This is a genomic window from Mesorhizobium huakuii (assembly GCF_030160235.1).
Classification (GTDB): domain Bacteria; phylum Pseudomonadota; class Alphaproteobacteria; order Rhizobiales; family Rhizobiaceae; genus Mesorhizobium; species Mesorhizobium huakuii.
Genome location: NZ_BSNY01000054.1, coordinates 86917 through 111689 on the forward strand (window position 1 = coordinate 86917; position 24773 = coordinate 111689).

27 protein-coding genes and 1 riboswitch are annotated in these 24773 nt (G+C 64.2%); of the genes, 10 read left to right on the plus strand and 17 right to left on the minus strand.

The genetic code is table 11. The annotated features are described in order from the left end of the window. Positions 1-102: 102 nt before the first annotated feature. On the plus strand, positions 103-891 hold the full coding sequence (locus QQK95_RS28310) for a lysophospholipid acyltransferase family protein (protein WP_284277730.1): 789 nt from the start codon (positions 103-105) through the stop codon (positions 889-891). Positions 892-909: 18 nt separating this feature from the next. Here the strand turns inward: QQK95_RS28310 and QQK95_RS28315 are convergent, their stop codons facing one another. The 3 genes from QQK95_RS28315 to QQK95_RS28325 all read right to left on the minus strand — a co-directional run bounded on the left by QQK95_RS28315 (position 910) and on the right by QQK95_RS28325 (position 3217). Next, positions 910-1536 (minus strand): LysE family translocator, encoded by a 627-nt coding sequence (locus QQK95_RS28315; protein ID WP_284277731.1) that lies wholly within the window; start codon positions 1534-1536, stop codon positions 910-912. Positions 1537-1624: 88 nt separating this feature from the next. After that, complete coding sequence (locus QQK95_RS28320; RefSeq protein ID WP_284277732.1) at positions 1625-2572, minus strand: aldo/keto reductase; 948 nt, start codon at positions 2570-2572, stop codon at positions 1625-1627. Between the two features lie 123 nt (positions 2573-2695). Then, positions 2696-3217 carry a gamma-glutamylcyclotransferase gene (locus QQK95_RS28325; protein WP_284277734.1) on the minus strand — a complete coding sequence of 174 codons (522 nt, stop codon included), beginning with the start codon at positions 3215-3217 and terminating at the stop codon, positions 2696-2698. Between the two features lie 153 nt (positions 3218-3370). Here QQK95_RS28325 and QQK95_RS28330 point away from each other — a divergent pair, with 153 nt between their 5' ends. Further along, entirely contained in the window at positions 3371-4369 is a 999-nt protein-coding gene (locus QQK95_RS28330) for a DUF2125 domain-containing protein (RefSeq protein ID WP_284277736.1), read from the plus strand. Between the two features lie 7 nt (positions 4370-4376). After that, positions 4377-5333: a sugar kinase gene (locus QQK95_RS28335; RefSeq protein WP_284277737.1), complete on the plus strand. Its 957-nt coding sequence runs from the start codon at positions 4377-4379 to the stop codon at positions 5331-5333. Here the strand turns inward: QQK95_RS28335 and QQK95_RS28340 are convergent. Both QQK95_RS28340 and hisC read right to left on the minus strand, forming a co-directional pair. Beyond that, positions 5303-6238, minus strand: coding sequence for a prephenate/arogenate dehydrogenase family protein (locus tag QQK95_RS28340; protein WP_284277740.1), 936 nt, complete (start codon positions 6236-6238; stop codon positions 5303-5305). The genes QQK95_RS28335 and QQK95_RS28340 overlap by 31 nt on opposite strands. A 23-nt stretch (positions 6239-6261) precedes the next feature. Beyond that, positions 6262-7371, minus strand: coding sequence for a histidinol-phosphate transaminase (gene hisC / locus QQK95_RS28345; protein WP_284277741.1), 1110 nt, complete (start codon positions 7369-7371; stop codon positions 6262-6264). A 171-nt stretch (positions 7372-7542) separates the two neighbouring features. Next, positions 7543-7620, plus strand: a riboswitch (SAM riboswitch). A 106-nt stretch (positions 7621-7726) separates the two neighbouring features. On the opposite strand from hisC, the gene metX reads away from it, so the two are divergent. Beyond that, positions 7727-8896, plus strand: coding sequence for a homoserine O-acetyltransferase MetX (gene metX / locus QQK95_RS28350; protein ID WP_284277743.1), 1170 nt, complete (start codon positions 7727-7729; stop codon positions 8894-8896). Positions 8897-8954: 58 nt separating this feature from the next. Then, complete coding sequence (gene metW, locus QQK95_RS28355) at positions 8955-9569, plus strand: methionine biosynthesis protein MetW (protein WP_027047441.1); 615 nt, start codon at positions 8955-8957, stop codon at positions 9567-9569. 7 nt (positions 9570-9576) lie between these two features. On the opposite strand, the gene QQK95_RS28360 is transcribed toward metW, so the two are convergent. The 4 genes from QQK95_RS28360 to QQK95_RS28375 all read right to left on the minus strand — a co-directional run bounded on the left by QQK95_RS28360 (position 9577) and on the right by QQK95_RS28375 (position 13658). After that, a complete protein-coding gene (locus QQK95_RS28360) occupies positions 9577-9897 on the minus strand; it encodes a DUF1330 domain-containing protein (RefSeq protein WP_284277744.1) in 321 nt (106 codons plus the stop codon). Between the two features lie 140 nt (positions 9898-10037). Further along, a complete protein-coding gene (locus QQK95_RS28365) occupies positions 10038-10841 on the minus strand; it encodes a DUF1194 domain-containing protein (RefSeq protein ID WP_284277746.1) in 804 nt (267 codons plus the stop codon). An 87-nt stretch (positions 10842-10928) separates the two neighbouring features. Next, positions 10929-12749, minus strand: a complete 1821-nt coding sequence (locus tag QQK95_RS28370) for an ABC transporter ATP-binding protein/permease (RefSeq protein ID WP_284277748.1) — start codon at positions 12747-12749, stop codon at positions 10929-10931. A gap of 129 nt (positions 12750-12878) precedes the next feature. Next, positions 12879-13658, minus strand: coding sequence for a class I SAM-dependent methyltransferase (locus tag QQK95_RS28375; protein ID WP_284277750.1), 780 nt, complete (start codon positions 13656-13658; stop codon positions 12879-12881). Between the two features lie 163 nt (positions 13659-13821). On the opposite strand from QQK95_RS28375, the gene gloB reads away from it, so the two are divergent. Next, entirely contained in the window at positions 13822-14589 is a 768-nt protein-coding gene (gloB, locus tag QQK95_RS28380) for a hydroxyacylglutathione hydrolase (protein WP_284277752.1), read from the plus strand. 22 nt (positions 14590-14611) lie between these two features. Next, complete coding sequence (locus QQK95_RS28385; protein WP_284277753.1) at positions 14612-15052, plus strand: cupin domain-containing protein; 441 nt, start codon at positions 14612-14614, stop codon at positions 15050-15052. Here the strand turns inward: QQK95_RS28385 and QQK95_RS28390 are convergent. Genes QQK95_RS28390 through QQK95_RS28400 form a run of 3 tightly spaced genes read right to left on the minus strand, consistent with a single transcriptional unit; the run spans position 15027 to position 17442 of the window. Continuing rightward, complete coding sequence (locus tag QQK95_RS28390; protein ID WP_284277754.1) at positions 15027-15701, minus strand: lysoplasmalogenase family protein; 675 nt, start codon at positions 15699-15701, stop codon at positions 15027-15029. The two genes, QQK95_RS28385 and QQK95_RS28390, sit on opposite strands and share 26 nt — an antisense overlap. Beyond that, entirely contained in the window at positions 15698-16612 is a 915-nt protein-coding gene (yddG, locus tag QQK95_RS28395; protein WP_284277755.1) for an aromatic amino acid exporter YddG, read from the minus strand. Before yddG ends, QQK95_RS28390 begins: the two co-directional genes overlap by 4 nt. A gap of 41 nt (positions 16613-16653) precedes the next feature. Next, positions 16654-17442, minus strand: a complete 789-nt coding sequence (locus tag QQK95_RS28400; protein WP_284277756.1) for a DUF3108 domain-containing protein — start codon at positions 17440-17442, stop codon at positions 16654-16656. Between the two features lie 259 nt (positions 17443-17701). Between QQK95_RS28400 and rpmB the strand changes: the two genes are divergently transcribed. From rpmB to QQK95_RS28415, 3 genes are all read left to right on the plus strand, one after another. Continuing rightward, positions 17702-17998, plus strand: a complete 297-nt coding sequence (gene rpmB, locus QQK95_RS28405) for a 50S ribosomal protein L28 (RefSeq protein WP_010911765.1) — start codon at positions 17702-17704, stop codon at positions 17996-17998. A 154-nt stretch (positions 17999-18152) separates the two neighbouring features. Next, positions 18153-18833 (plus strand): queuosine precursor transporter, encoded by a 681-nt coding sequence (locus QQK95_RS28410; protein WP_284277758.1) that lies wholly within the window; start codon positions 18153-18155, stop codon positions 18831-18833. A gap of 59 nt (positions 18834-18892) precedes the next feature. After that, complete coding sequence (locus QQK95_RS28415; RefSeq protein ID WP_284277759.1) at positions 18893-19573, plus strand: spermidine synthase; 681 nt, start codon at positions 18893-18895, stop codon at positions 19571-19573. A gap of 27 nt (positions 19574-19600) precedes the next feature. On the opposite strand, the gene QQK95_RS28420 is transcribed toward QQK95_RS28415, so the two are convergent. The 5 genes from QQK95_RS28420 to cobS form a co-directional block, all read right to left on the minus strand. Further along, the gene (locus tag QQK95_RS28420) at positions 19601-20086 is read right to left on the minus strand and encodes an SRPBCC family protein (RefSeq protein WP_284277760.1); all 486 of its coding nucleotides are present in this window, start codon (positions 20084-20086) and stop codon (positions 19601-19603) included. Further along, entirely contained in the window at positions 20083-20460 is a 378-nt protein-coding gene (locus tag QQK95_RS28425; protein WP_284277790.1) for an ArsR/SmtB family transcription factor, read from the minus strand. The genes QQK95_RS28420 and QQK95_RS28425 overlap by 4 nt, the downstream gene beginning before the upstream one ends. A 300-nt stretch (positions 20461-20760) precedes the next feature. Then, positions 20761-21789, minus strand: a complete 1029-nt coding sequence (locus tag QQK95_RS28430) for an esterase-like activity of phytase family protein (protein ID WP_284277762.1) — start codon at positions 21787-21789, stop codon at positions 20761-20763. Next, positions 21786-23684 carry a cobaltochelatase subunit CobT gene (gene cobT / locus QQK95_RS28435; RefSeq protein ID WP_284277763.1) on the minus strand — a complete coding sequence of 633 codons (1899 nt, stop codon included), beginning with the start codon at positions 23682-23684 and terminating at the stop codon, positions 21786-21788. Before cobT ends, QQK95_RS28430 begins: the two co-directional genes overlap by 4 nt. An 11-nt stretch (positions 23685-23695) precedes the next feature. Next, entirely contained in the window at positions 23696-24682 is a 987-nt protein-coding gene (gene cobS, locus QQK95_RS28440; RefSeq protein WP_027047444.1) for a cobaltochelatase subunit CobS, read from the minus strand. Between the last annotated feature and the right edge of the window lie 91 nt (positions 24683-24773).

A 24773-nucleotide genomic window follows, 5' to 3' on the forward strand; every position in this document is an offset into this window, starting at 1 on the left:
GGCGGGCGCCGTGCTTCAGCATAGGCCGGGACACTTCTGCGCCATTTCCTTTTTCCCCGCGCTTGGTGTAACCAACGCACACTTCCTCACCGGACCTCCCCCATGCTCTATGTCAGATCGCTGGCGTTCAATTTCGTCTTCTACGTCAATCTGATCGTCCAGATGATCCTCTGGACCCCCTATTATTTCCTGTCGCCCCGCCACCGCGCCTGGTTTGTGCCGAAATTCTGGTCGCGCAGCTGCATGTGGCTCTACGACAAGATCGCCGGAACGAAGAACGACATCACCGGGCAGGAAAACCTGCCCGAAGGCTCCTTCATCCTGGCGCCCAAGCACCAGTCGTTCTGGGATGCGATCGCCTTCTTCCCCTTCCTCCAGGACCCCCTCTACATCCTCAAGCGCGAGCTGACCTGGATCCCCTTCTTCGGCTGGTACATCATGAAGATGCGCATGATCCCGGTCGATCGCGGAAGCCGCTCCAAGGCCCTGAAGGCAGTGGTCGCGGCGACCAAGGAAGAGATGGCGCGCAACCCGCGCCAGCTGATCATCTATCCGGAGGGCACGCGCCGGGCGCCGGGCGACGAGCCGGCCTACAAATACGGCATCGTCGAAATCTACGCGCAGCTTGGTGTTCCCGTGGTGCCGGTTGCCCATGTCGCCGGCCTCTATTGGCCGCGCCGCAAATTCCTGCGCTATCCCGGCACCATCAAGGCGCGTTTCCTGCCGCCGATCCCACCCGGCCTCGGCAAGGACGAGTTCATGGCGCGGCTGATCGGCGAGACGGAAGCCGCTTGCGACCAGATGCTCATCGAGGCCTCACGTGCACCCAACCCACCGGCCTTCCCGCCGACGGCGCTGAAGCGGCTGCGGGAGCTGGGCGTGGAGGCCTGAACGCCTCCGACCAGGCAGTCAGCCGAACACAGCCAGTAAGGTGGTCAGCACCAGCGTCGCGGCAAAGACCAGGTTGATGATCCGCGAAGCCACAGGCCTGCGCAGGAAGCGCGCGAACGCCGCACCGGCAAGCAGCCACACCGCATGGATGACAACGATCATCCCTGCCAGAACCGTCAGCTTCAGCCATAGGCCGAGTTCGGCACCGCCCTGGTTCGACGCAGCGCCGGCGAATACGGCGGCGATCGCCACATAGGCTTTCGGGTTGGCGACCCCCAGCAGAAACCCGGCCAGCCAGGTCGGGCGCGCAGCTTCGGCCGTGCGTGCCGCCAGCGGCGGCGCCGTGGCGATCCTGAAGGCGAGATAGAGGATGTAGGCCGCCGACGCGACAATCAGCACCGGCGCCAGCTTGGGCATCGAGCCAAGCACCGCCATGATCCCGGTCGCCACGACCAGCAGCACGGCGATCGTGCCGAAGACGATCCCCAAAGTATAGCGGAGCGAATGGCGCAGGCCGAAGGCGGCGCCAACAGCGGTGACGCTTATCGTTGCCGGCCCTGGACTTCCCATGACCACCGTGGCGGCCAGCACCAGGGCGAGCAGAGGCCGCCAAAGCTGCGGCTGCGAAAGAAGCGGCTCCGTCATCGCACCCTCTGTCTTGCCAATAGCGAAGGACGCTACGGCAAGGCAGGAGGCTGGTCTTGGACGTTCGTGCGTAGAGCGCGCCGAAGCCTCAGTCGCTCGCTTTGTCGAGTTCGGCCATGTCGTCGGCGGTCAATTTCAACGACGCCGCCTTGATCAGGCTGTCCATCTGGCTGGCCTTGGTGGCACTGGCGATCGGTGCGGTGACCCCTGGCCGCGCTATCGCCCAGGCAAGAGCGACTTCGGCCTGTTTCGCCGAATGCTTGGCGGATATGGCATCGAGAGCGGCCAGAATGCGCATGCCGCGCGCGTTCAGGTAGCTGTCGATGTCCTCGCCGCGTTCGCTTTGGCCAAGATCGGCCTCGCTGCGGTATTTGCCGCTTAGGAAACCCTTGGCCAGGCTGAAATAGGTGATGACGCCGATATCCTCGGCCACGCACAGGTCGCGCAACGGCCCATCGAAGGAGGAGCGGTCGTAGAGATTGTATTCCGGTTGCAGCACTTCGTAACGCGGCAGGCTGCGCAGGCTCGCCACATCGAGCGCGGCGCGCAGCTGGCCGGCGTCGAGGTTCGAGCAGCCGACATGGCGGACCTTGCCCTTGGCAAGCAGCTTCTCATAGGCGCCAAGCGTTTCCTCATAAGGCGTGGTCGGGTCCGGCCAGTGCGACAGGTAGAGATCGATGACATCGGTCCGCAGCCGCTTCAGCGAGGCCTCGACGGCCTTTTCGATATAGGCGGCGGACAGGTCCTTGTGACCCTGCCCCATATCCGAGCCGACCTTTGTGATCACCACGACCTTGTCCCGGTTGCCGCGGTCCTTCATCCACTTGCCGATGATGGTTTCCGATTCGCCGCCCTTATTGCCTGGCACCCAACGCGAATAGGCGTCGGCCGTATCGATGGCGTTGAGTCCGCCCGCGACGAAGCGGTCAAGCAGGTCGAAAGAGGTCTTCTCGTCGGCGGTCCAGCCGAAGACGTTGCCGCCCAGGACCAGCGGCGCGATGGAAAGGTCGGTGCGACCGAGACGGCGTTTCTGCAAGACGGATCTCCGTGATGATTGTATGGGGCGGATGCCGCCCGCTGGCTGGGGTTCGACGCCTAAGCTAGGTCTTGCCGCGCCGAGGTCAAAGGCCTGACCGCCCATTTCAGCAGAGCCAGCCATTCACGATGGCGCTATCCCCCGTGCCACATCCTCCAGCCAATGGTCGCGGATACCCAGCGCCTCCAGATGCTTCAGCGTGCTGAGCACATAATCCTCGTTGTTGCCGGATTGGCCGACGGCGCCGCGCACCACCGCTGCCGCATGCGCGGCATCCAGCGCACCGGCATATTGCTCATGCTTGCGGTCGACGATGTAGGCCACGGCCTCGACCGTGCCGCCACCCTCGAGGCGAACCCTGAGCGTGCGTTCGAGATAGACCGATGTGACAAGCTCGCGCTCGCGCAGATAGGCGATGACCTCGTCGCGCAATTCGCCGGGCACGCGGAAAGCCAGGCCGACGCAGGAGCCGCCATGGTCGAGGCCAAGCACCAGCCCGGGCCGCTGGCGCGTGCCGCGGTGCACGAAGGAATAGACGCAGAGCGAGCGGCGGTAGCCGTGCAGATGGGCGCGCCGCGTCTCGACATGTGCGAAACCCGGCCGCCAGATCAGCGAACCGTAGCCAAACACCCAAAAATCGCCCATATCGCCGTGCCTGATTGCAAAAAGAATGGCCACACCGCACCGGAAACCGGTGTTTTTTCCGTCCGTCCCCGGCTACCTATTCGTCAATGTCTACCAGGTGTTGTCGGAATCGAAGTCCGTCCACCAACACCGTGGGTTAATGAGAGCCAAAGCATGACGTCAAGTGACGAACGCCAACCAAAGTCCCGCCGCGGCCTGTTCTGGCTTGTGGCGTTCATCGTTGTGCTGTTCGCCATCTACAGCGGCGGCTGGTACTATCTGGCCAACAGGGTCAGGGTTGAAGCCGACAAGGCGGTCGCCACGCTCAACAAGAGCGGCATCAATGCCGGCTGCGCCAATCTCCAGGTCAGCGGCTATCCCCTGAGCTTTACCGTCTCTTGCGACAATCTGGCGTATGAGGACGATGCCAAGAACATCGCGGCCTCCGCCGGCTCCTTCAATGCCGTCGCCCAGATCATCCAGCCCTTGTCGCCGGTCGCCGATCTGCGCGGGCCGCTGAGAACCTCCGTCCCCGGCATGGTGCCGCTGTGGATCGACTGGGACAATCTGCAGGCCAAGGTCAACCTGTCATGGCCGCTGCCGCAGCGCATCTCGCTGCAGGCGGAGGGCCTGTCGGGACAGACCGATCCGGCCGACGACACCGATCCGGTCGAACTGTTCAGCGCCGGCAGGGCGGCCGGCCAGCTGCAGCCGAACGGTCAGGACGTCGACTATGCCGGCAGCTTCACCGATCTGGAGATCGACCCGGATGCGATCGGCGGCCGCGTGCTGCCGGCGCTCGACGCCAGTGGTGACGCCACGCTGAAGAATGGTATCGCGCTGATCGGTACGCAGGTGAAGAGCCTGCGCGGCCAGAGCCTCGAAATCCGCAACCTCGATTTGTCGTCAGGCACGGCGCGGGTCACCGTTTCCGGGCCGCTGTCGGTCGATGCCGAAGGTCTGGTCGACGCCGATCTGATGATCCGGATCAAGGACCCCAAGGCCGTGGCATCCATCCTGGCTGGCGCCATACCCGAGCAGAAGAACGCAATCGAACAGGGCTTTGCCGCGCTCGCCATGCTGGGCAAAGAACCGTCGATGCCGCTGAAGGTGATCAAGGGCAAGGCCTCGCTCGGCTTCATCCCGCTCGGCAAGATCAAGCCAGTGCAATAGCGCGGCCATGACAAGACCCGCGAGGCTCCTCAGTGTCGGCGCGCTGACGCTGGACACCATCCTGCGTGTCGAGACGCTGCCCACGCACCAGGGAAAGTTCATCGCCGCCGATGGCGTCCAGATCGCCTCGGGCATGGCCACCAGTGCCGCCTGCGCCGCGCATCGCCTTGGCGCCGAGGTATCACTGTGGGCGAGCGCCGGCGACGACCTCATCGGCGATCAGCTGATTGCCGGGATCGAGGCCGAGGGTATCGACTGCAGCCATGTCCGCCGCATCAGCGGCGCCCGCTCGGCATTGGCCTCGATCCTGGTCGACGCGCATGGCGAGCGCATCATCGTGCCTTTCTACGACAGCCTGGCCCAGGCCGATCCCGAAGCTTTGCCTTTCGCCGACATCACGGCATTCGATGCCGTGCTGGTGGACGTGCGGTGGCCGGGTGCGGCAGCGCTTGCCCTCAAGGCGGCACGCGCGGCCGGCCGGCCGGCAATCCTCGATGCCGACACAGCCCCGCTGGCGGTGCTGGAGCAGCTGTTGCCGCTGGCTTCGCATATCGTTGCCTCGGAGCCTGCCGTCCGCATCATATGCGGACACGCGCTGGATCTGGCGAGCGCCTGCTCCGACATGGCCTCCCGCACCGATGCGTTCGTCGCCGTAACCGGCGGCGCGGCAGGCACCTGGTGGTTCGATCGCGCGACGGGATCATCTCGTCATGTCGCGGCGCCAAAGATCAAGGCGGTCGACACGCTCGCCGCCGGCGATGTCTTTCACGGCGCCTTCGCCGTCGGGCTGGCGGAGGCCATGCCGGTCGAGCAGGCCTTGCGCTTTGCAAGTGCCGCCGCCGCGCTCAAATGCCTGCGCTTCGGCGGCAGGCTCGGCGCGCCTGGCCGGACCGAGACGCTGGCGATGGTCACGGCGACTTGGCCCGAAACAGCTCAGTTCTTCGACGGGTGCTCGATCGCCTGACGGCCGAAATCCGGGACGTCGATATCCTGGCCCGCCTCGATGATCGAGCGGCGCACGGCGCGGGTGCGGGTGAACAGGTCGAACAGCTTGTCGCCGTCGCCCCAGCGGATCGCCCGCTGCAGGAATGCCAGATCTTCCGAGAACCGCGCCAGCATTTCAAGGATGGCGTCCTTGTTGTGCAGGCACACATCCCGCCACATGGTCGGATCGGAGGCGGCCAGGCGCGTGAAGTCGCGAAAGCCGGAGGCGGAATATTTGATGACTTCCGTCTTGGTCACCGATTCCAGATCGTCGGCGGTGCCGACGATGTTGTAGGCGATGATGTGAGGCAGATGCGAGACGATGGCGAGCGTCATGTCGTGATGCTGGGGATCCATCGTGTCGATGTTGGCGCCGCAACGGCGCCAGAATTCCGACAGCCGCTCAAGCGCGTCCGGATCGGTGCCCGGCAACGGCGTGAAGATGCACCAGCGATTGTCGAAAAGGTCGGCGAAACCGGCATCTGGGCCGGATTTTTCGGTACCCGCCAACGGATGGCCGGGAATGAAATGAACGCCCTCAGGCACGTGCGGCTGCATCTGCGCGATGACGGAGGCCTTGGTCGAGCCGACATCGGTGAGGATGGCGCCCTTCTTCAACGCCGGCGCGATCTCCTCGGCCACCGCACCGGACGAGCCGACCGGCACCGAGACGATGACCAGGTCCGCATCGCGGACCGCGTCCTTCGCGTCGGTCGTGTAGGAATCGCCCAGTCCAAGCTCCTCCGCCCGCTTCAGCGTCGCGGCACTGCGGGTCGAGATGGCGACGTGGCCGGCCAGCCCTTCGCGCCGGATGACGCGGGCCAGCGACGAGCCGATCAGGCCGATGCCGACCAGGGCGATCTTTTCAAACATCGGTGATGTCATGGCGTTCCAGCTTTTCGGGCGTTCTAGCTTTTCAGGAATGTCGTGAGCGCGGCGACGACGCCGCGATTGGCCTCTTCCGTGCCGACGGTCATGCGCAGCGCATTGGGGAAGCCATAGCCGGAAACGCGCCTGAGGATATAGCCGCGCGCGGTCAGATACTCGTCCGCCGCGGCCGCCGAATGCTTCTGGTCGTCGGGAAAATGAATGAGCAGGAAATTGCCGACGCTGGGCGTGACCCGCAGCCCGAGCCCGGTCATCTCCTGGCTCAGCCAGGTCAGCCAGGTCTCGTTATGCGCCACGCTGCGCTCGACATGGGCGCGGTCGCGGATCGCCGCGATGCCGGCCTCGATCGCCGTCGCATTGACATTGAAGGGACCGCGCACGCGGTTGATCGCGTCGACGATGTGCATGGGCGCATACATCCAGCCGATCCGCGCGCCACCGAGACCGATCTTGGAGAAGGTGCGGGTCATGACCACATTCTCGGCACTGCCGACCAGTTCGATGCCGGCCTCATAGTCATTGCGGCGGACATATTCGGCGTAGGCCGCGTCGAGCACCAGCAGCACATGTTTGGGCAGGCCGGCATGCAGGCGGCGCACCTCCTGGAACGGCACATAGGTGCCGGTCGGATTGTTGGGATTGGCGAGGAACACGATTTTCGTGCGCGGCGTGACGGCGGCCAGTATCGCATCGATGTCGGCGCGCTCATCGGTCTCCTTGACCGCGATCGGCGCAGCCCCGGCCGACTGGATGTAGATCTTGTAGACCATGAAGGCGTGTTCGGTGAATATCGCCTCGTCGCCGGGTGCCAGATAGGTCTGCGCCAGCAGGCCGAGGATCTCGTCGGAACCGTTGGAACAGATGATGTTCTGCGCGTTGAGGCCATGCACTTCCGCGATCGCCTCGCGCAGCCGCCTGGCGGTGCCGTCGGGATAGATGTCGAGCCTGGCGGCGACTTCACGCGCGGCCTCGATCGCCTTCGGTGACGGGCCAAGCGGGTTCTCGTTCGACGACAGCTTGTAGACCTTGGCGACACCGGCGGGTGCGGCGCTTTTGCCCGGCACATAGGCTTCAATGTCCATGATGCCCGCGCGCGGGGTTGGACGTGCCTGATCCGGTGTCTGGTTCATTTTTGCAAAATCCGTCGAAAATGCCTCGATCCGGAGGCCGCAGCGGAAATACAAGCCATGGCCGATAATGTCGAGAGGTGGCAGTGGGGCCAGCAGCCGGCCCAGATGCCGGCCCGATGTCGGCCCCGATGTCGGCATTGACGGCAGGGCGGGCGAGTTCTAGAAGGGCAGCAACAGTTCCGTGGTGATTTGGCCGGTCGGCTTGCAGCCACGTTAAACAATTCGCTAAAGGGCCGTTTGCGTGACGTAACCGGCTTTGCGAAGGCAATGCCGGTTTTTTATTTGTCCGCGGCCGGCCGGACGGACGCATCGACGGCGATTTTTCGCCTGATAAGATGCAGCAGGTGAGACGAGAATGGCCGCTCTGCGCGCAGGAAAGACCAACAACGAGGCCGACCAGCCGTCGAGCCCGGTGTTGCGCTTCGGGTCGGACAAGCCGCTCAAGCTCGACGCCGGCACGCTGCTATCACCATTCCAGATCGCCTACCAGACCTATGGCACGCTGAACGATGCCCGTTCCAATGCCATCCTCGTCTGCCACGCGCTGACCGGCGACCAGCATGTCGCCAACACCAATCCGGTGACCGGCAAGCCGGGCTGGTGGGAAGTGCTGATCGGCCCCGGCAGGATTATCGACACCAACCGTTTCTTCGTCATCTGCTCCAACGTCATCGGCGGCTGCCTGGGATCCACCGGACCTGCTTCGACCAACCCGGCCACCGGCAAGCCCTATGGGCTCGACCTGCCGGTCATCACCATCCGCGACATGGTGCGCGCCCAGCAGATGCTGATCGATCATTTCGGCATCGAGAAACTGTTCTGCGTGCTCGGCGGCTCAATGGGCGGCATGCAGGTGCTGGAATGGGCGTCGAGCTATCCCGAGCGCGTCTTTTCGGCGCTGCCGATCGCCACCGGCGCGCGCCATTCCTCGCAGAACATTGCCTTCCACGAGGTCGGCCGGCAGGCTGTCATGGCCGATCCGGACTGGCATGGCGGCAAATATTTCGAACACGGCAAGCGCCCGGAAAAAGGTTTGGCGGTGGCGCGCATGGCCGCCCACATCACCTATCTCTCGGAAGCCGCCCTGCACCGAAAATTCGGCCGCAATCTGCAGGATCGCGATCACCTGACGTTCGGCTTCGACGCCGACTTCCAGATCGAAAGCTATCTGCGCCACCAAGGCATGACCTTCGTCGACCGTTTCGACGCCAATTCCTATCTCTACATGACGCGATCCATGGACTATTTCGACCTCGCCGCCGACCATGGCGGCCGGCTGGCGGACGCCTTTGCCGGAACCAAGACCCGCTTCTGCCTGGTGTCGTTCACATCGGACTGGCTGTTTCCGACGGAAGAGAGCCGCTCCATCGTGCACGCGCTCAACGCCGCCGGCGCCTCGGTATCCTTCGTCGAGATCGAGACCGATCGCGGCCACGATGCCTTCCTGCTCGACGAGCCGGAACTGTTCGCCGCCATCAACGGCTTCATCGGCTCCGCGGCGCGGGCGAGAGGGCTGAGCGCATGACCCCGGAAAGTTGCAGACTTTCCGGATCAGGATTATGCGCCATAGAGGAGGCGACATCATGAGCGTCAACGGCAGCCAGCGCGTCGACCTCGAGGTCGTCGCCAACCTCATCCCGCCGCAGTCCCGCGTGCTCGACGTCGGTTCGGGCGACGGCTCCCTGCTTGAATTGCTGCAGGACACCAAGCAGGTCGACGGCCGCGGGCTTGAGCTGTCGCAGCGCGGCGTCAACGAATGCGTGGCGCGCGGCCTCTCCGTCATCCAGGGCGATGCCGACAAGGATCTCGAATTCTATCCCGACAAGGGTTTTGACTTCGTCGTCCTGTCGCAGACCTTGCAGGCCACGCGCAACCCGAAGCTGGTGCTCGACGAACTGCTCCGGATCGGCAACCGGGCGATCGTCTCCTTCCCCAATTTCGGCCATTGGCGGGTGCGTCTGTCGCTGTTCGTCAAAGGTCGCATGCCGGTGACCCAGGACCTGCCCTATTCCTGGTACGACACCCCCAACATCCACTTCTGCACCATCCGCGATTTCGTCAACCTGTGCGAAGAGCTTGGCGCGACCGTGGAAAAGGCGACCGCGCTCGACGCCGCCGGCCAGAAGATCGGCCTGTCCATGCCCTGGTGGTTCTGGAACTTCTTTGGCCAGCAGGCAGTGTTTCTGCTGAAGCGATAAGGGGCGTCTAGCCCAGGACATCCGTGGCCTTGTGCGGATGTTCGACGCCGTCGGCAAAGACCACATCGGACTGGGAATTCTCCGTACGCAAGGCCAGTATTGCCTGGTAGGCGGGCGAAGCATACCACTCGCGCACATGCCGCCGGTCGGGAAACTCGATGACGACGAGGTTGCCCGGCCAGTCGCTCTCGATCACCTCGACATCGCCGCCGTGGATCAGGAAACGGCCTTCAAATGGTTCCAGCGTGGCATCGATCTTGTGCAGATACTCGACGATCTGCGGCCCCATCGTGACTTGGCGCATATGGGCGACGGCGTAAGCGGTCATGACGTAACTCCCTTGTGCATCGAAGCCGATTTGCCGGCCTCGTGAGGGCAATCTGCCGGAACGCCTGACACAAGGCGATTACGCCCGAGGTAATGGAATCGGTGCCTTCGACGGCCGGCCGCAGGCGCTCTTGCGCAAGTTCACCGGTCGAGCTCCGGAAAATACGGATCCGACAGGAACCGCCTGTCGCGCTCGCCTTGCAGGCAGTCGATCGGTGGGTCCGCGTCGACGGGGATGGTGCTGGCCTTCCCCTGAACGCCGCTCACTTCGAGGATCAGCTTCCGCCGGATGGCGGTGGAAAATTCGGCGGCCGCGTGGATCGGCAACACGAAGGAACCGGGTCCGCCGGTCACGCATTGCGCGTAATACTGATCGAGATGCTTGAAGGTGGGCGATGGGTTGATCAGGATCGGCAGGCCGTTGATGACGATGCCTTTTACGGTTGCCGCATCGCGCATCGCGGTAACCGGCGGCCCGATATTGTTGGGGCCATCGCCCGATATGTCGATGACGCTGCGTTCACCGGCGAAATTCGTCCTGCCGAACAGCCCTGTGCCGAACGCAATTGCCGTGGAAATCGAGGTGCCGCGAAAACTCCGGAACGGGCGCGCCGCCAGCTTGTCGGCAAAGCTGTTGGCGCTTTGCGGGCTGTCGATAATCTGCCAGTCGATGACCGCGTCGTCGCGCACCGTGCCGGCCCATTCGAAATAGGCAATCGCGATGCGGCCGGTATTGCCTGACCGGACGGCCTGGATGAACTCGGGATGGCGCAGCGCCTCGACATAGCCGGCGCGTTGCAGGGCGAATTCTTTCTCGTCCATCGACAGGGATATATCGACCGCCAACACCAACTCGACGTCGACAGCCAGCACGCGCGATGGCGAGGCAACCGGCGTTGGCTGGACACAGGCAAGACAGGCAAGCAGGCGCAGAGCATCAAGCATCGCCACCGCCAACTTTTGTTTCTGGGGGAAATCTTCCTTCGCGATCGCGGCGAAATAAAGCTTGCCGCGAGAGTGCGGGAAACAGCCTTATTTCTTGCGGTGGACGGCGGCCGGCGGTGGATCGATGGCGCCGGCCCTGACGTGGGCGGGTTTCAGCGCTGGCGCACCGGAATCCTTGACGATCGTCAGGCCACGCGGAAAGAATTGAATATTATGCTGACCACGCCCGATGTTGATGATCGTGGCGCCCTTCAGATGCTTTTCCAGCATCGCCAGCACCCGCCGCAGCGAGGGACCGTCGAAGGCGTCCATGGCTTCGTCGATGATCACCCATTTCGGCTGCCGCAAGGCGAGCCTTGCCACGCCCAGCAAGCGCTGTTCGTCATCGCCCAATTCATGGTCCCATCGCCCGACGCGGTCGAGCGAGGACGACAGCCGTTCAAGACCGACCTCGGCCAGCACCGCCGCAATGTCGGCATCACTCGCGGGCGCATGTCCGTTGGCGTGATTGAGCACCTCGCGCAACGTGCCTGCCGGCAAATACGGCACGCGTGGCACGAAGATGAGGGTTTCTCCGGCCGGCAGGCCGATTTTTCCGCTGCCCCAGGGCCAAAGCCCGGCAATGGCGCGGAAGAACAGCGTCTTGCCGGCGCCGGGTTCGCCGGTGATCATCACGCGATCGCCGGCGCGGATTTCGACATGCTGGTCTGAGAGTTTTGTGCAGCCCTCCGGCGAGGCCACCTGGAGCTTCTCGAACGTCAGGCTGCCATTGGCGTTCTGATCGAAGGTGATGCGCCTTTCGGTGTCGTGCAGCACATCGGTTTCATCCAGCGCGATGCGGAAGTCGGCGACACGCATCAGCGTGGCGCGCCAATCGGCGATGCTGCCGATGTTGTTGATGAACCAGCGCAACGAGGAATGGACCTGGTTGAAGGCGCCGACCGCCATCATCAGCCCGCCAAAGCTGATATCGCCCGAGAAATACACGGGCGAGGCAACCAGGATCGGCGCCACGACGGTGATCCAGCCATAGGTATCGGTCACCCAGGACAGGTTGATCTGCGCGGTGTAGATGCGCCGCATCGCGCCCAGCACCGTGCCGAGGTCGAGTTCGAGCCGCTGCTTGGCGTCGGCTTCGCCATGGTACAGCGCGATGGCATCGACATTCTCGTTGACGCGCACCATCGAGGAGCGCAGCTCCGCCTCCCGTGTGTAGCGGTCGCTGTTCAGGCTGATCAAAGGCCGCCCGACCAGCCAGCTCAGCCAGGAGGCGGTGCCGGCATAAAGGAATGCGGCCCAGACCATGTAGCCCGGTATCGCCAGCGACCAGCCGTTGATGTGGAAGACGAAGCCCGAAGACAGTTCCCACAGCACGCCGACGAAGGACACGAGCAGGATGAGCGACTGCAGGAGCCCGACGCCGAGATCGGTCGAGAGGTCGGACAGATGTGCCGCATCCTGCTGCATGCGCTGGTCGGGATTGACGCCGATGGCGCCGGCATTGGCCAGCCGGAAGGCGCGCACCGGCCGCATCCACTGGTCGATCAGGTCCAGCGTCAGCGCCTCGCGCAGCTTCAGCCGGATCATCTGGTTGAGCCAGGTCTGGCCGATATTGAGCACCAGCAGCCCGCCGGCGATCATGGCAAAGACGAGAAGCTGGTGCAGGAAGGCCGCCATGTCGCGGCGCGCCAGCGCGTCGTAGAAGGGCTGGTTCCAGCGGTTGAGCAGGACCTGGCCGATCGAGGTCGCGATGATGACGGCCATGATGCCGACCGAGGTCCACAACAGCCATTTGCGAACCGGCGACGCCACCAGCGCCCGCCTGATCGTCGCAACCTGATCGCGCAGGCTGCTGGCCTCGACGGCGACCGGCTGAACGGTGGCCTGATTGTCAAGTTGATCAGCCATGTCAGAGGTCCTTGCGTTCAGGTGCGATGCTGAAACCGGATGATGACGGCATCCGCATATCAAACAGGCTGCGAGTTCATCACGACAGATAGGTCGAGAAAGGACGCGCCGCGCGCGTTTCTAGCACGATCACGAAGGTTTCACCTGGCGAGCCGCGCCTGTCGCCTCGGCCCGGCGGCCGAGCCGCGTCGCGCCGTGTGGCGACAGCACCGGCACGAAAACGCGGCGCGAGGCGCGCTGGGCGACCGGCACGCCTTGATAGAGCCGCTTCTGCGCCTCGACGACGATGACGCCGGAAAAGATCGGCCACAGCCGCCGGCCGGCGCGCTCCAGCACATTGTGGAAGCGCATCATGAAGCGCCGCCGCGATGGCGGGAAGAACAGCGCATCCGACCAGGCGGCGGGTGTGAAGTTCGCCTCCCGCAGCAATTCGGTGAGCTGTCCACGGGAAAAGGGCCGGCCATTGCCGAACGGCGTATGCTCGAAGCGCGCCCAGACACCGCGCCGGTTGGGCACGACGATGACGACGCGCCCCGCGGGCGACAGCACCCGCCAGATCTCGTTCAGCGTCTCGCGCGGGTTTTCGACATGTTCGAGCGAATGGACGAGCAGCATGCGGTCGATGCAGGAATCGACCAGCGGCAGTTCCTCGTCGAAAACCAGCGCCGTCGCCGTCGGCCCGGTTGCCGGCCAGACCACGGCACCCTGCGTCGCCGGCATGAAGGCAAACACTCGCTCGGCGTCGGCGCCGAAACGCTCCAGCCACGGCAAGGTATAGCCAAGCCCGACCAGCCGTTCGTTGGGGACGGCAGCCCATATCGACGACAACGCCATGGTGATCGAACGCTCGGCGAACCGGCCAAGCGTTGTCGAATAGAAGGAGCGAAGGTCGACGATGTCGGAATGCATGTCAGGGATGTAGCCGTGATATCGGCCGGTTTCAACAAAGGGCCCCGAGGCGGCTGACACATTGCGATGACATTCGTCTTCCCCGGGAATGACATTCGGTCATCCCGTGGATGACATCCGTCTTCCGGCGCCCTATGTCTGCGGCGACAAAAGGAGAGACGCGATGGCGGTCGAAGTCGAACAATTCATGTGCCGCACGGACAATTTCGGCGTGCTGGTGCATGACCCGAAAAGCGGGCAGACGGCGATCATCGACGCGCCCGAGGAAGCGCCGATCCTGGCCGCGATCAAGCGCACAGGCTGGACGCCGACGATGATCCTGACCACACATCATCATATGGACCACGTCGAGGCCAATCTGGCGCTGAAGGAGCGCTTCAAGCTGCGCATCGTCGGCCCGGAGGCGGAAAAGGCCAAGATCCCCGGCATCGACGAAACCGTCGAAGAGGGTTCCGTCCTTCATCTCGGCGACGAGCGCATCGAAGTGATCGCCACCCCCGGCCATACCGCCGGCCATGTCTCCTATCATCTGCCGGCATCGCAGGTGGCCTTCACCGCCGACACGCTGTTCGCGCTGGGCTGCGGGCGGCTGTTCGAATGCAAGCCGCCGGTGATGTATGAATCACTGCGGAAACTCGCTGCCCTTCCCGCCGCGACGACAATCTATTGCGGCCATGAATACACGCTCGCCAACGCCCGTTTCGCGCTGACCGTCGACCCGACCAATTCGGCGTTGAAGGAGCGCGCCGCAAGGATCGAGGCGCTGCGGCTGGACAACAAGCCGACACTGCCGACGACGATCGGCGAGGAACTGTCGACAAATCCCTTCCTGCGCTGGCACGATCCGGCGATCCGCAAGCATCTTGGGCTGGAGAAGGCCTCCGACGCCGAGGTGTTCGCCGAAATCCGCAAGCGCAAGGACAATTTTTGAACCCCGAGGGATTTCGCAGACCATGACCAGTTCCGCTGAGATCATCGCGACACTCGGACTGAAGCCGCATCCGGAAGGCGGCTGGTACGCGGAAACCTTTCGTGACGAAGCCGGCGGAGCGCGTGGCCATTCGACCGCCATCTATTTCCTGCTGGAACAGCACCAGCTTTCGGCCTGGCACCGGGTCAAGGACGCAGCCGAGGTCTGGCATTTCCATGCCGGCGCGCCGCTGGCCCTGTCGATGTGGGAAGAAGGCGGCGCCGTCATCGAGCAGGTGCTCGGCATCGGGCTCGCGGCGGGCGAACGGCCGCAGATCGTCGTGCCGGCGAGCTGGTGGCAATCGGCGCGCAGCCTGGGCGAGTGGACGCTGGTCGGCTGCACGGTCGCGCCGGGCTTTGATTTTGCCGCCTTCGAACTGGCCGAGCCGGGCTGGAATCCTAACCCAGCAGGAACCCCAGCGTGATCGCGAGCTGGGCGGCATAGTACAGCACCCAGACGGCGAAACGCATCCAGGCGCGATGCGGCGAGATGGCCGCCACGAGAAATTTTTCGGTGGCCAGCAGCCCGTCAGATGCCATGAACAGCACCGCGCCGCCGATGACCCAGGCGCTGTTGGTGGTCAGCGCCGCCATGCCCATCGCCAGGATCGCCACGACATAACAGGCGATCGGCACGCGCAGGCCGGGGCCGACACGACGCCAGAGCGCGGCCAGCATGACTATGACGAAGACCGCCAGTGCCAGCGCGATCGCCCCGCGCCAGGATTCGGCGCCAAGCAATCCCAACCCGCCACCGCTGCGCAGGAACAGCGCGATGTAGACGATGTGGGCAATGAGAAAACTCGCCAACCCGCCGAGAAACGCCTTTTCACCGTCACGCGACAGGAAGGCATCGCCCACCGCGCTGAGCGCAAGGGCCGCGACCAGCAGCAGCGGACCGCCTTGCAGCGCCGACAGCACGGCAAGCATCGCGACCGCCAGCGTCTTTGCCGCGGAGCGGGCAAGGCCCGGCGGCATGCCCAGCGTGAAGGCGTAGATCACCGCTGCCACCAGCGAGAAGATCAGCGTTGCATTGGCATTGGCGTCGATGCCGCCGGCAAACGGCATCGTCATGCCCCGGCTCCGCTTTCAGATACCTTGGCTCCGCTCTCGGCCGCAGCCGGCTTGCGCAGGAACAGCGACTTCGCCGCCAGGGCCGCGCCACCGGTGATGAGCACGCAGGCGGCGAGGATGCGCAGCGACGGCTCGGCGACGCCGGCCGCGATCAGCACCAGCGTCGAGAGCAGCGGCGCCGCGTAGCTTGCCGCGCCCAGCACCTGGATGTTGCCGCGCTTGACGCCGATGTCCCAGGCGTAGAAGGCCGCCCCTACCGGCATCAGGCCAAGCCCGACTACGGCCAGCCACTGGCCGGCGCCATTTGGCAACACGGTCTGCTCCAGCGCCAGATGGCAGACGAGCGACAGAACGGCGGTCGCCGCGCAGAACCAGGTTACGATGCTGGTCGGCACCGAGGGAAAGCGCCGCGACAAAAGCGAATAGGACGACCAGAGCAGGGCGCAGACCGCAGCCATGGCATAGCCGAAGGCGTAGCGCGCATCGAAGGCAAGGCCGCCGCCCTTGGTGACGATCAGCACGGTGCCGGCAAGGCCGAGCAACGCGCCGACGACATGGTTCCACGCCAGTTTTTCGCCCGGCATCAGCGCGGAGCCGAGCACGATCAGCAGCGGCCACAGATAGGCGATCAGGCTCGCCTCGACCGCCGGCGCATTGCGCAGCGCGGTGAAATAGAAGAAGTGGTAGCCGAACAGGCCGGCAATGCCGATCAGCCAGACCTGCGGCGGTATCTTCCGGCTCTTGTCGGCGGCCGGCATGAACAGCCGCGCAACAAGCCCGACTCCGGTGCCGATCGAGAAGGTGATCGCCGACAAAAGGAACGGCGGCACCTTGCCCGACGCGTCGGTGAGCAGCGCCAGAAGCGCCCACATGGCGACCGCTGAAAAACCGATCAGTGTGGCGCGCCCCATTCCGTTCTCCAGTGGCGCGCTATTCTGTCTCCAGGGCGCGCCTATTGTACCGCTTCGAAACGCCTGGCGCTGATGGTCAAGGTGCCGATCTGCGTTCCAACCGTGGCGTGGATTGGGGCATATACTCCGGTTTGGCCGAGCGGCGCAAACGTCACCATCATCCGGCTTTTGTTCCTGAGATAGTTCAGCGCCTTGCGGCCCTTGCGATAGCCCGCCACCGGCTCGAAACCCATCCGGCAGGTGATTGTATCGCCCTTATAGCCAGGCACCGAGATCATGCCTTTCGAATCGTAGGTCAGAGTCAGGTCGGCGCGCATCTCGCCGTCATAGAACTTGACCTTGCGGCCACAGACCTGGTCGAGGCTGTCGGCATGGATGACGGTCGCGGCCATCGGATCGAGCACCGATGCCAGGTCGCCGGCACCGATCGGCACCCAGTCGTTGGGGTCGCGCTTGCCAGGCGCCGGGATGACCTGCGTGGAGGCGACGGCGCCATTGGCAAAGCGAATGTCGATCGCCGACACCTTCTTGCCGGAGGTGTAGTCGGCGCGGAACGCCTGCGGTACCATCTTCTGACCCGAAATCGTGCCCTTGGACGAGACCGTGCCGCGCGTGTCGTCGAACAGTTTGGCCAGTCCGGCGGCGCTGACAGTACCGTCGATGGCGTAGGCGCCGTTCTCGTAATGGCTGGAGAAGGTCGATCTCGCGATCGTGAGACCAAGGAATGACACCGTGTACTCACCCTTGAAGGACTGCGGCGAGGCAGCCGACGCGGCGGAGGGCAAGGCGATGGCAAGCGCGGCAACAAGCGCATGAGACAAACGAGGCATGGCGGGATCGGATCCTTGATTTTCGGCCGGAGGCGGGCGACTCCGGTCTGGCATGTCCCTATGAGACCGCTTATAGGATGAAATCCGGCCTTAATATGAAATGCCGGGCGCCTCCGTGGCGAAGCCGGAGCTTGACGCCCCGGTGAAATGCAACTATGGAACGCCAACTTTTTCCATAAGGCCGCCTGACCAGAACCGCGCGCCACCCGGCGTGGGCACAAAGGTTTGGCAGGTCCCGAGAGAATTGAAGGTTAGAATTATGTCCCGCACCTGCGAACTCACTGCCAAGGCAGTCCAGACCGGCAACAATGTGAGCCACGCCAACAACAAGACCAAGCGTCGCTTCCTGCCGAACCTCGTCAATGTGACGCTGATCTCGGAAGCGCTGAACCAGAATGTGCGCCTGCGCATTTCGGCCAACGCCCTGCGTTCGGTCGAACATCGCGGCGGCCTCGACGCCTTCCTGGCCAAGGCCGACGTCAAGGAACTGTCGCAGCGCGCGCGCCTCTTGAAGAAGCAGATCGCCAAGAAGCTGGCCGAACAGGTCGCTGCCTAACATCGGATAAGGCGGGGGACCGCCCGGGCCAACCTCTTGTTGGCCTGGAGCATCGGATGGATCCGCAAGGTTCGACAATCCGATGCTCGACTACGAAGCGAGCACCGCCCTATGGGCATGATGCTCCGCTGGTTCCATTACCCAGGATAAAAAAATGACGTCCTTCTCGCGATATCTGCCCTTCGTGGCCGCCATGGCGCTTGTCGTCGTGGCATCGAACATCCTCGTGCAGTTCCCGATGCAAGGCCAGATCGGCGGCCTGTCTCTGGCCGACCTGCTGACCTGGGGGGCTTTCACTTATCCGTTCTCCTTCCTGGTCACCGACCTCGCCAACCGCCGCTATGGCCCTGCCGTGGCGCGCCGGATCGTTTTTGTCGGCTTCATGACGGCTGTGGTCTGCTCGATTCTCGTCCCGCCCTTCCTGTTCCGCCATGGCCTGATCGAATTCGAAACCGCGGCCGACCGGCTGGTGCGCATCGCGGCCGCTTCAGGCGCGGCATTCCTATCCGCGCAACTGCTCGACGTCACCGTGTTCAACCGGTTGCGCCGGCAGAGCTGGTGGCGGGCGCCGATCGTCGGCACGCTGGTCGGATCGGTCTTCGACACCATGGTGTTCTTCACCGTCGCCTTCTCCGCTGCTTTCGCCTTCACCGGCCCCAATGACAGTTTCGCGCTCGAAACGGCGCCGCTGATGGGCGTCTTCCATGTCGAGGCCATGCGATGGGTTTCCTGGGCACTGGGCGATCTCTCGGTGAAGCTGATCATCGCGGTGGTCGCGCTCATCCCCTACCGGCTGCTCGCCGCCCGCTGGAGCCAGCCGGCCGTGGCCGTCTAGCCCATGATCCCGAAAAGTGGCTTCCGGTTTTCGGAAAAGATCATGGTCAGACAAAGCCCATGATCCCCTGGGTCCAGCTCGATTCGGCAAAGACCGGGGATGGGGCCCAGGAACTTCGCCTCAAGCGGCGCGGCAACGAGTTCTCGATCATGCTCGGCACCAACGAGCTGATGAACAGCCGCCTCAGCGGCTCCGAGCAGGCGCTGGCGAAACTGTCCTGCCAGAGGATTGCGGACCATCGCCAGCCGAGGATCCTGATCGGCGGCCTCGGCATGGGTTTTACGTTGCGCGCCGCCCTGGCCGAACTCGGCAAGGATGCCGGCATCGTCGTCGCGGAACTGGTGCCGGCGGTCGTCGCCTGGGCACGCGGCCCCATGGCGGAGGTGTTTGGCGGCTGTCTCGACGACCCCCGCGTCGCCATCCAGGAGACCGATGTCGGGCAATTGATCCAGTCCGGGCCTGCGGCCTGGGACGCCATTCTGCTCGATGTCGACAACGGCCCGGAAGGCATCGTCCACAAGGGCAATGACGCCCTCTACAGCCTCGCAGGCCTCGGCGTCGCACGCACCGCCCTCAAGCCGGGTGGCGTGCTGGCGGTGTGGTCGCAAGGGCCGGATAGCGGTTTCACGCGGCGGCTGAAGCAGGCAGGCTTCGCCGTCGAGGAGGTCAACACGCGCGCCAACGGCAAGCGAGGCGCGCGCCATGTCATCTGGATCGCCACCAACGGCGCGCGGTCCTGACCGGAGCCGCCGGCTGGCGGTTCGGGCTTACTTCGACCTCTCAAGCTCTGCGGCCAGGGCCTCCAGCAGCCCGCGGGTCCCCTCCTCCCGTCCCTTGGCGGAATCGACACCATCGAAGAAGGCGCCCTGCTCGGTATAGGTCAGCCTTGTGCCGTCGCCCGATTGTGTCAATTCAATCGTGGTCAGCGATGCCGACATCGGCTGCGGCCCGATTGCCATCCGGTAGGAAAATACGATGCGCTGATCCGGAACGATGTCCTGGAACTGGGCGTCGAGCCTGACCTCCGGACCGCCGCCATAGCTGAAGCGTGACACCTCGCCGCCGCCGACACGGAAATCGAAGCTGAATTCGGCGATGGTGAAACCGTCGCCGTCGACCCGCCAGCGCCGCACCGTGGCCTTGTCGGCGAAGGCGTGGAAGACCCTGGCTGGCGATTGCGGATAGGTCCGCTCGATGGTGAATGTGGAGTGGATGACGGAGTGCTCGTCTTTCACGGGGGCGATCTGGTTCATGTCTGCTCGTCCTTTTGCTGATTCTTCTTGGGGGATTGGCCTTTTGGGGATGGGTCCGTCTCGGCCAGAATTTCACCTAGACGGTCGAGGTGGCGTTCCGCCGGTATGCGGCGCTCCGCAATCCAGTCGGCGAGCGGAGCGAGCCCGCCCGGTTCGATCCGGCAGGTGCGCACCCGCCCGATCTTTTCGCTGCGGATCAGGCCGCAGGCCTCCAGCGCCTGCAGATGCTGCAAGACGGCGGCGAAGGTCATGCCGAATGGCTCCGCCAGCTGGCTGACGGTGGCCGGTCCGCGGCTCAACCGGTCCAGGATCTGGCGACGCGTGGGCTCGACAAGAGCGCGAAGAATGCTGTCGATCTCGGAATAGTTAAGCATGGACTTGAGTATTGCGGCGGTGATGCCGATTGTCAAGTCTGGACTAAAGTATTTGGCGACGGATCGAGGGACGGGCAGTCGACCCCCACTCCGTCGCTGCTTCGCAGCGCCACCTCTCCCCCGATCGACGGGGTAGAGGAAAGACGCTCCCCGTTGACGGGCAGAGGAAGAAAGTGCGTCCACCAATCAGGCGCGTTTCCTCTCCCTCCAACGGGGAGAGGTGGCGTCGCGAAGCGGCGACGGAGTGGAAGGCGGCCGACCAGATCGAACCCGCCGTTGGGTTCGCGGCTGAAGCGTCATTCAATCCTGGTGCAGGACGAATTCCAGATAGAGATTGCGCTGCAGGATCGAATGGTTGTCGTCGGAAACCATCGACACCATCACCGCGCCATCATCGCGGGTCCAGACGTCGAGACCCTCCATATTGTCGATCTGGTAGCCCATGTCGGCATCCAGCAGCACCGGTCCGTCGGCAACGGCGCCCTTCTCGACACTCTCGCCATAGATACGCCGCAGCCGCATCTTGAGCCCGCCCGCCATGGTGAAACTCCGCTCCAGCAGCAAAAGGTCGCCATCCGGCAGGAAGGCGCCGTCGGTGATGTCGAAGTCGCCGTTGCGCTTGACGGTGAAGACGCCCTTGTGCGGTCCTTCGATGATGGCGGCGTAGATGTTGCCTGATTTGTCGAGGCTCTTTTCCGAGACCACGACCAGACCGCCTTGGTGCTGGCCATTGGGATTGGCATGGGTGACGGTCTCGAAGCCGCGGTTCTGGCGCAGCTCCCGCGCCGGCACCAGGAAATCCAGCTGCCGGTATGGCGCCTTCATGTTCTGCGGGTCGATCCTGAACTGGGCAACGCGGTGGTTGCGCTCGAAACCGACGGTGGCGATACCGTCCTTGACCGCGAGGCCTTCAGCATCGACCTCCCATTTCTCGTCGATCGGCTGGCCGCCCTGGTCGACCATCTGCTGCATGCGGAAGTTCTGGATGCCCACGGGCCGCCTGTCGGCGTCGCGCGCCACCGTGCCGAAGAACCAGTAGCCAGTGTCAGCCACACCGATGAAATCGCTGCCCGCTTTCAGAAAGCGGAAGGCCGACAGCGCGCCGAAATCACGCGATTTCGAGGTCATCTCCAGCCCGCCGACGAATTCGAGCGAGCCGAACTGCTTGTCGGTCCGGCCAATGCGGAATTCGGTGATGGGGCGGGCCGAAACCTCGATGGGTTCAACCGAAGCCGACCCGGCCGAACGGGCTGGCGCGGACGCCACGCCGGCGAACAGGGCGATGGCGGCGAAGAGCGTTTGCCGAAACCCGCCCCGTGAAAGGATCATCCGGCGCGCCGCATGCCGCCGCGCCGCGTGTCGCGTGCGCTTTCCTCGGCAAACAGCGAGGCCAATTGCTCGGTCATGGCGCCGGCCAGTTCCTCGGCATCGACGATGGTGACGGCGCGGCGATAATAGCGCGTGACGTCATGGCCGATGCCGATGGCCAGCAGTTCCACCGGCGAGCGCGTCTCGATCAGCTCGATGACGGCGCGCAAATGGCGTTCGAGATAATTGCCGGGATTCACCGAAAGCGTCGAATCGTCGACCGGCGCGCCGTCCGAGATCATCATCAGGATCTTGCGCTGTTCGGGCCGGGCGATCAGCCGGTTGTGCGCCCACAGCAGCGCCTCGCCGTCGATGTTCTCCTTGAGCAGGCCTTCGCGCATCATCAGGCCGAGATTGCGCCGGGCGCGGCGCCATGGATGGTCGGCCGACTTGTAGATGATGTGGCGCAGATCATTGAGCCGGCCGGGGTTCGGCGGCTTGCCGTCCTTCAGCCATTTTTCGCGCGCCTGCCCGCCCTTCCACGCCCGCGTGGTGAAGCCGAGGATCTCGACCGAGACGCCGCAACGCTCCAGCGTGCGGGCGAGAATGTCGGCGCAGGTGGCGGCGACCGTGATCGGCCGGCCGCGCATCGAGCCCGAATTGTCGAGCACCAGCGTCACCACCGTGTCGCGGAACTTGGTGTCGCGTTCCTGCTTGAAGGAGAGCGGCTGCATCGGGTCGATGACGACGCGCACCAGCCGCGCCGGGTCGAGGTAGCCCTCTTCCAGGTCGAAATCCCAGGACCGGTTCTGCTGCGCCATCAAGCGGCGCTGCAGCCGGTTGGCCAGCCGCCCGACCACGCCCGACAGGTTGGCCAGTTGCTTGTCGAGGAAGGCGCGCAGCCGGTCGAGCTCTTCCTCTTCGCAAAGCTCCTCGGCACCGACCGTCTCGTCGAAGGCTGATGTGTAGACCTTGTAGTCGATTTCCTTCGGCAGATTGGTGAAGGGATTGTCGTTGCGGCGCGCCTCGCCGGGCGTCTCGGCATCGGCATCGTCATCGTCCGACAGATCGTCGGCGGTGGCATCGGATGCCTCCGTCTCGGACGACTGCTCGTCATCGGCCGAAGCCTCGGCATCCTCGGACTGCGACTGCTCGGAGCCGGAATCCTCTTCCCCGCCCTCCTCGCTCTGCTCCTCGCCTTGCGGCTGGTTGTCGTCATTGTCCTCGGAGTCTTCCGTCTCCTGGTCGTCGCCGAGTTCCTCGGCCATCTCCATGGAGGCGAGCATTTCGCGCACGACGCGGGCAAAGGCCTGCTGGTCGTCGAGTTTGGCAGACAGCCCGTCGAGGTCGGCCTTGGCCTTCTCCTCGACCCAGGGCCGCCAGAGTTCGACCAGTCGCTCGCCGCTCTTCGGCACCGGCCGGCCGGTCAGCTTCTCGCGCACCATCAGCGCCAGCGCTTCCTCGATCGGCGCGTCGGCCTTGTCCTTGACGTCGACGAGATTGGCCTTGGCGTATTTGTCCTCCAGCATCGAGCCGATATTGTCGGCGACGCCTTGCATGGCGCGGCTGCCGATCGCCTCGACACGGGCCTGCTCGACCGCGTCATAGATGGCGCGCGCCGCCTTGCCTTCCGGCGCCAGCTTGGTGTGGATGCGCGCATCATGGCAGGCGCGCTTCAGCGCCATGGAATCGCCGAGCCCGCGGGTGATCGCAATGTCGGTCTTCGACGCCTTCTTCGGCAGTTCGGGCAGCCGGGCACGGCTGCCGGCAAGTGCGGGCCTGTCCTTGGCGAAGCCGACTTCCATGTCCTTGTCGCCGGCAATGGCGCGCATGCAGACGGTGACGGCGCGCTTGAAGCTGTCGGCTTCAGACCCCGTCTTCGACTTGTTGCGCGTGTTGTCGCCCGGACCCGCCATCGAGGCTCTGCTTAACCCAGCACCACGTTGGCGGCGCTCTCGGGCAGATCCTCGCCAAAGGCGCGCTGGTAGAATTCGGCCACCACCGAACGCTCCAGCTCGTCGCACTTGTTGAGGAAGGTCAGCCGGAACGCCATGCCGATATTGCCGAAGATCTCGGCGTTCTCGGCCCAGGTGATGACGGTACGCGGGCTCATCACGGTCGACAGGTCGCCGTTGATGAACGCGGAACGCGTCATGTCGGCGACGCGCACCATCTTGTTGACGATGTCCTTGCCCTTGTTGTCGCGATAGTGCTTGGCCTTGGCCAGCACGATGTTCACTTCATTGTCGTGCGGCAGATAGTTCAGCGTGGTGACGATCGACCAGCGATCCATCTGCGCCTGGTTGATCTGCTGCGTGCCGTGATAGAGGCCAGTCGTGTCGCCGAGCCCGACCGTGTTGGCGGTCGAGAACAGCCGGAAGGCCGGATGCGGGCGGATGACCCGGCTCTGGTCGAGCAGCGTCAGCCGGCCCGAGGATTCCAGCACGCGCTGGATGACGAACATCACGTCCGGACGGCCGGCATCATATTCGTCGAAGCAGAGCGCGACATTGTGCTGGTAGGCCCAGGGCAGGATGCCGTCGCGGAATTCGGTGATCTGCAAGCCGTCCTTGACGACGATCGCATCCTTGCCGACAAGATCGATACGGCTGACATGGCTGTCGAGGTTGACGCGCACGCAGGGCCAGTTGAGGCGGGCGGCGACCTGTTCGATATGCGTCGACTTGCCGGTGCCGTGATAGCCCGACACCATGACGCGGCGGTTGTAGGCAAAGCCGGCCAGGATCGCCAGCGTCGTTGCCTTGTCGAACAGATAGTCCGGATCGACGTCGGGCACATGTTCCGATGTCACCGAATAGGCCGGCACCACCATCTTGGAGTCGAAGCCGAATTTATCCTTCACCGACACCGTCGTGTCGGGCAGGTTGGCGATGTCGCGATCGACCTTGTTCATATCTCTCAACGTCTCCACGGGCGAAACGTCCCGTTTCGCCGGCAATCGATTTTGTTCGGGGGCGGTCTTAGTGCCTTTTCCAACCTTATGA

Bases quoted from the DNA above. Each gene is read 5' to 3' on its own strand.
- hisC (WP_284277741.1), bottom strand. From the start codon at position 7,371: ATGAACCAGACACCGGATCAGGCACGTCCAACCCCGCGCGCGGGCATC.
- QQK95_RS28330 (WP_284277736.1), top strand. From the start codon at position 3,371: ATGACGTCAAGTGACGAACGCCAACCAAAGTCCCGCCGCGGCCTGTTC.
- QQK95_RS28385 (WP_284277753.1), top strand. From the start codon at position 14,612: ATGACCAGTTCCGCTGAGATCATCGCGACACTCGGACTGAAGCCGCAT.
- metW (WP_027047441.1), top strand. From the start codon at position 8,955: ATGAGCGTCAACGGCAGCCAGCGCGTCGACCTCGAGGTCGTCGCCAAC.
- QQK95_RS28315 (WP_284277731.1), bottom strand. From the start codon at position 1,536: ATGACGGAGCCGCTTCTTTCGCAGCCGCAGCTTTGGCGGCCTCTGCTC.
- QQK95_RS28390 (WP_284277754.1), bottom strand. From the start codon at position 15,701: ATGACGATGCCGTTTGCCGGCGGCATCGACGCCAATGCCAATGCAACG.
- QQK95_RS28365 (WP_284277746.1), bottom strand. From the start codon at position 10,841: ATGCTTGATGCTCTGCGCCTGCTTGCCTGTCTTGCCTGTGTCCAGCCA.
- QQK95_RS28400 (WP_284277756.1), bottom strand. From the start codon at position 17,442: ATGCCTCGTTTGTCTCATGCGCTTGTTGCCGCGCTTGCCATCGCCTTG.
- QQK95_RS28375 (WP_284277750.1), bottom strand. From the start codon at position 13,658: ATGCATTCCGACATCGTCGACCTTCGCTCCTTCTATTCGACAACGCTT.
- QQK95_RS28335 (WP_284277737.1), top strand. From the start codon at position 4,377: ATGACAAGACCCGCGAGGCTCCTCAGTGTCGGCGCGCTGACGCTGGAC.
- rpmB (WP_010911765.1), top strand. From the start codon at position 17,702: ATGTCCCGCACCTGCGAACTCACTGCCAAGGCAGTCCAGACCGGCAAC.
- QQK95_RS28420 (WP_284277760.1), bottom strand. From the start codon at position 20,086: ATGAACCAGATCGCCCCCGTGAAAGACGAGCACTCCGTCATCCACTCC.
- metX (WP_284277743.1), top strand. From the start codon at position 7,727: ATGGCCGCTCTGCGCGCAGGAAAGACCAACAACGAGGCCGACCAGCCG.
- QQK95_RS28370 (WP_284277748.1), bottom strand. From the start codon at position 12,749: ATGGCTGATCAACTTGACAATCAGGCCACCGTTCAGCCGGTCGCCGTC.
- yddG (WP_284277755.1), bottom strand. From the start codon at position 16,612: ATGGGGCGCGCCACACTGATCGGTTTTTCAGCGGTCGCCATGTGGGCG.
- QQK95_RS28425 (WP_284277790.1), bottom strand. From the start codon at position 20,460: ATGCTTAACTATTCCGAGATCGACAGCATTCTTCGCGCTCTTGTCGAG.
- gloB (WP_284277752.1), top strand. From the start codon at position 13,822: ATGGCGGTCGAAGTCGAACAATTCATGTGCCGCACGGACAATTTCGGC.
- cobS (WP_027047444.1), bottom strand. From the start codon at position 24,682: ATGAACAAGGTCGATCGCGACATCGCCAACCTGCCCGACACGACGGTG.
- QQK95_RS28415 (WP_284277759.1), top strand. From the start codon at position 18,893: ATGATCCCCTGGGTCCAGCTCGATTCGGCAAAGACCGGGGATGGGGCC.
- QQK95_RS28430 (WP_284277762.1), bottom strand. From the start codon at position 21,789: ATGATCCTTTCACGGGGCGGGTTTCGGCAAACGCTCTTCGCCGCCATC.
- QQK95_RS28360 (WP_284277744.1), bottom strand. From the start codon at position 9,897: ATGACCGCTTACGCCGTCGCCCATATGCGCCAAGTCACGATGGGGCCG.
- QQK95_RS28410 (WP_284277758.1), top strand. From the start codon at position 18,153: ATGACGTCCTTCTCGCGATATCTGCCCTTCGTGGCCGCCATGGCGCTT.
- QQK95_RS28310 (WP_284277730.1), top strand. From the start codon at position 103: ATGCTCTATGTCAGATCGCTGGCGTTCAATTTCGTCTTCTACGTCAAT.
- QQK95_RS28325 (WP_284277734.1), bottom strand. From the start codon at position 3,217: ATGGGCGATTTTTGGGTGTTTGGCTACGGTTCGCTGATCTGGCGGCCG.
- QQK95_RS28340 (WP_284277740.1), bottom strand. From the start codon at position 6,238: ATGACATCACCGATGTTTGAAAAGATCGCCCTGGTCGGCATCGGCCTG.
- cobT (WP_284277763.1), bottom strand. From the start codon at position 23,684: ATGGCGGGTCCGGGCGACAACACGCGCAACAAGTCGAAGACGGGGTCT.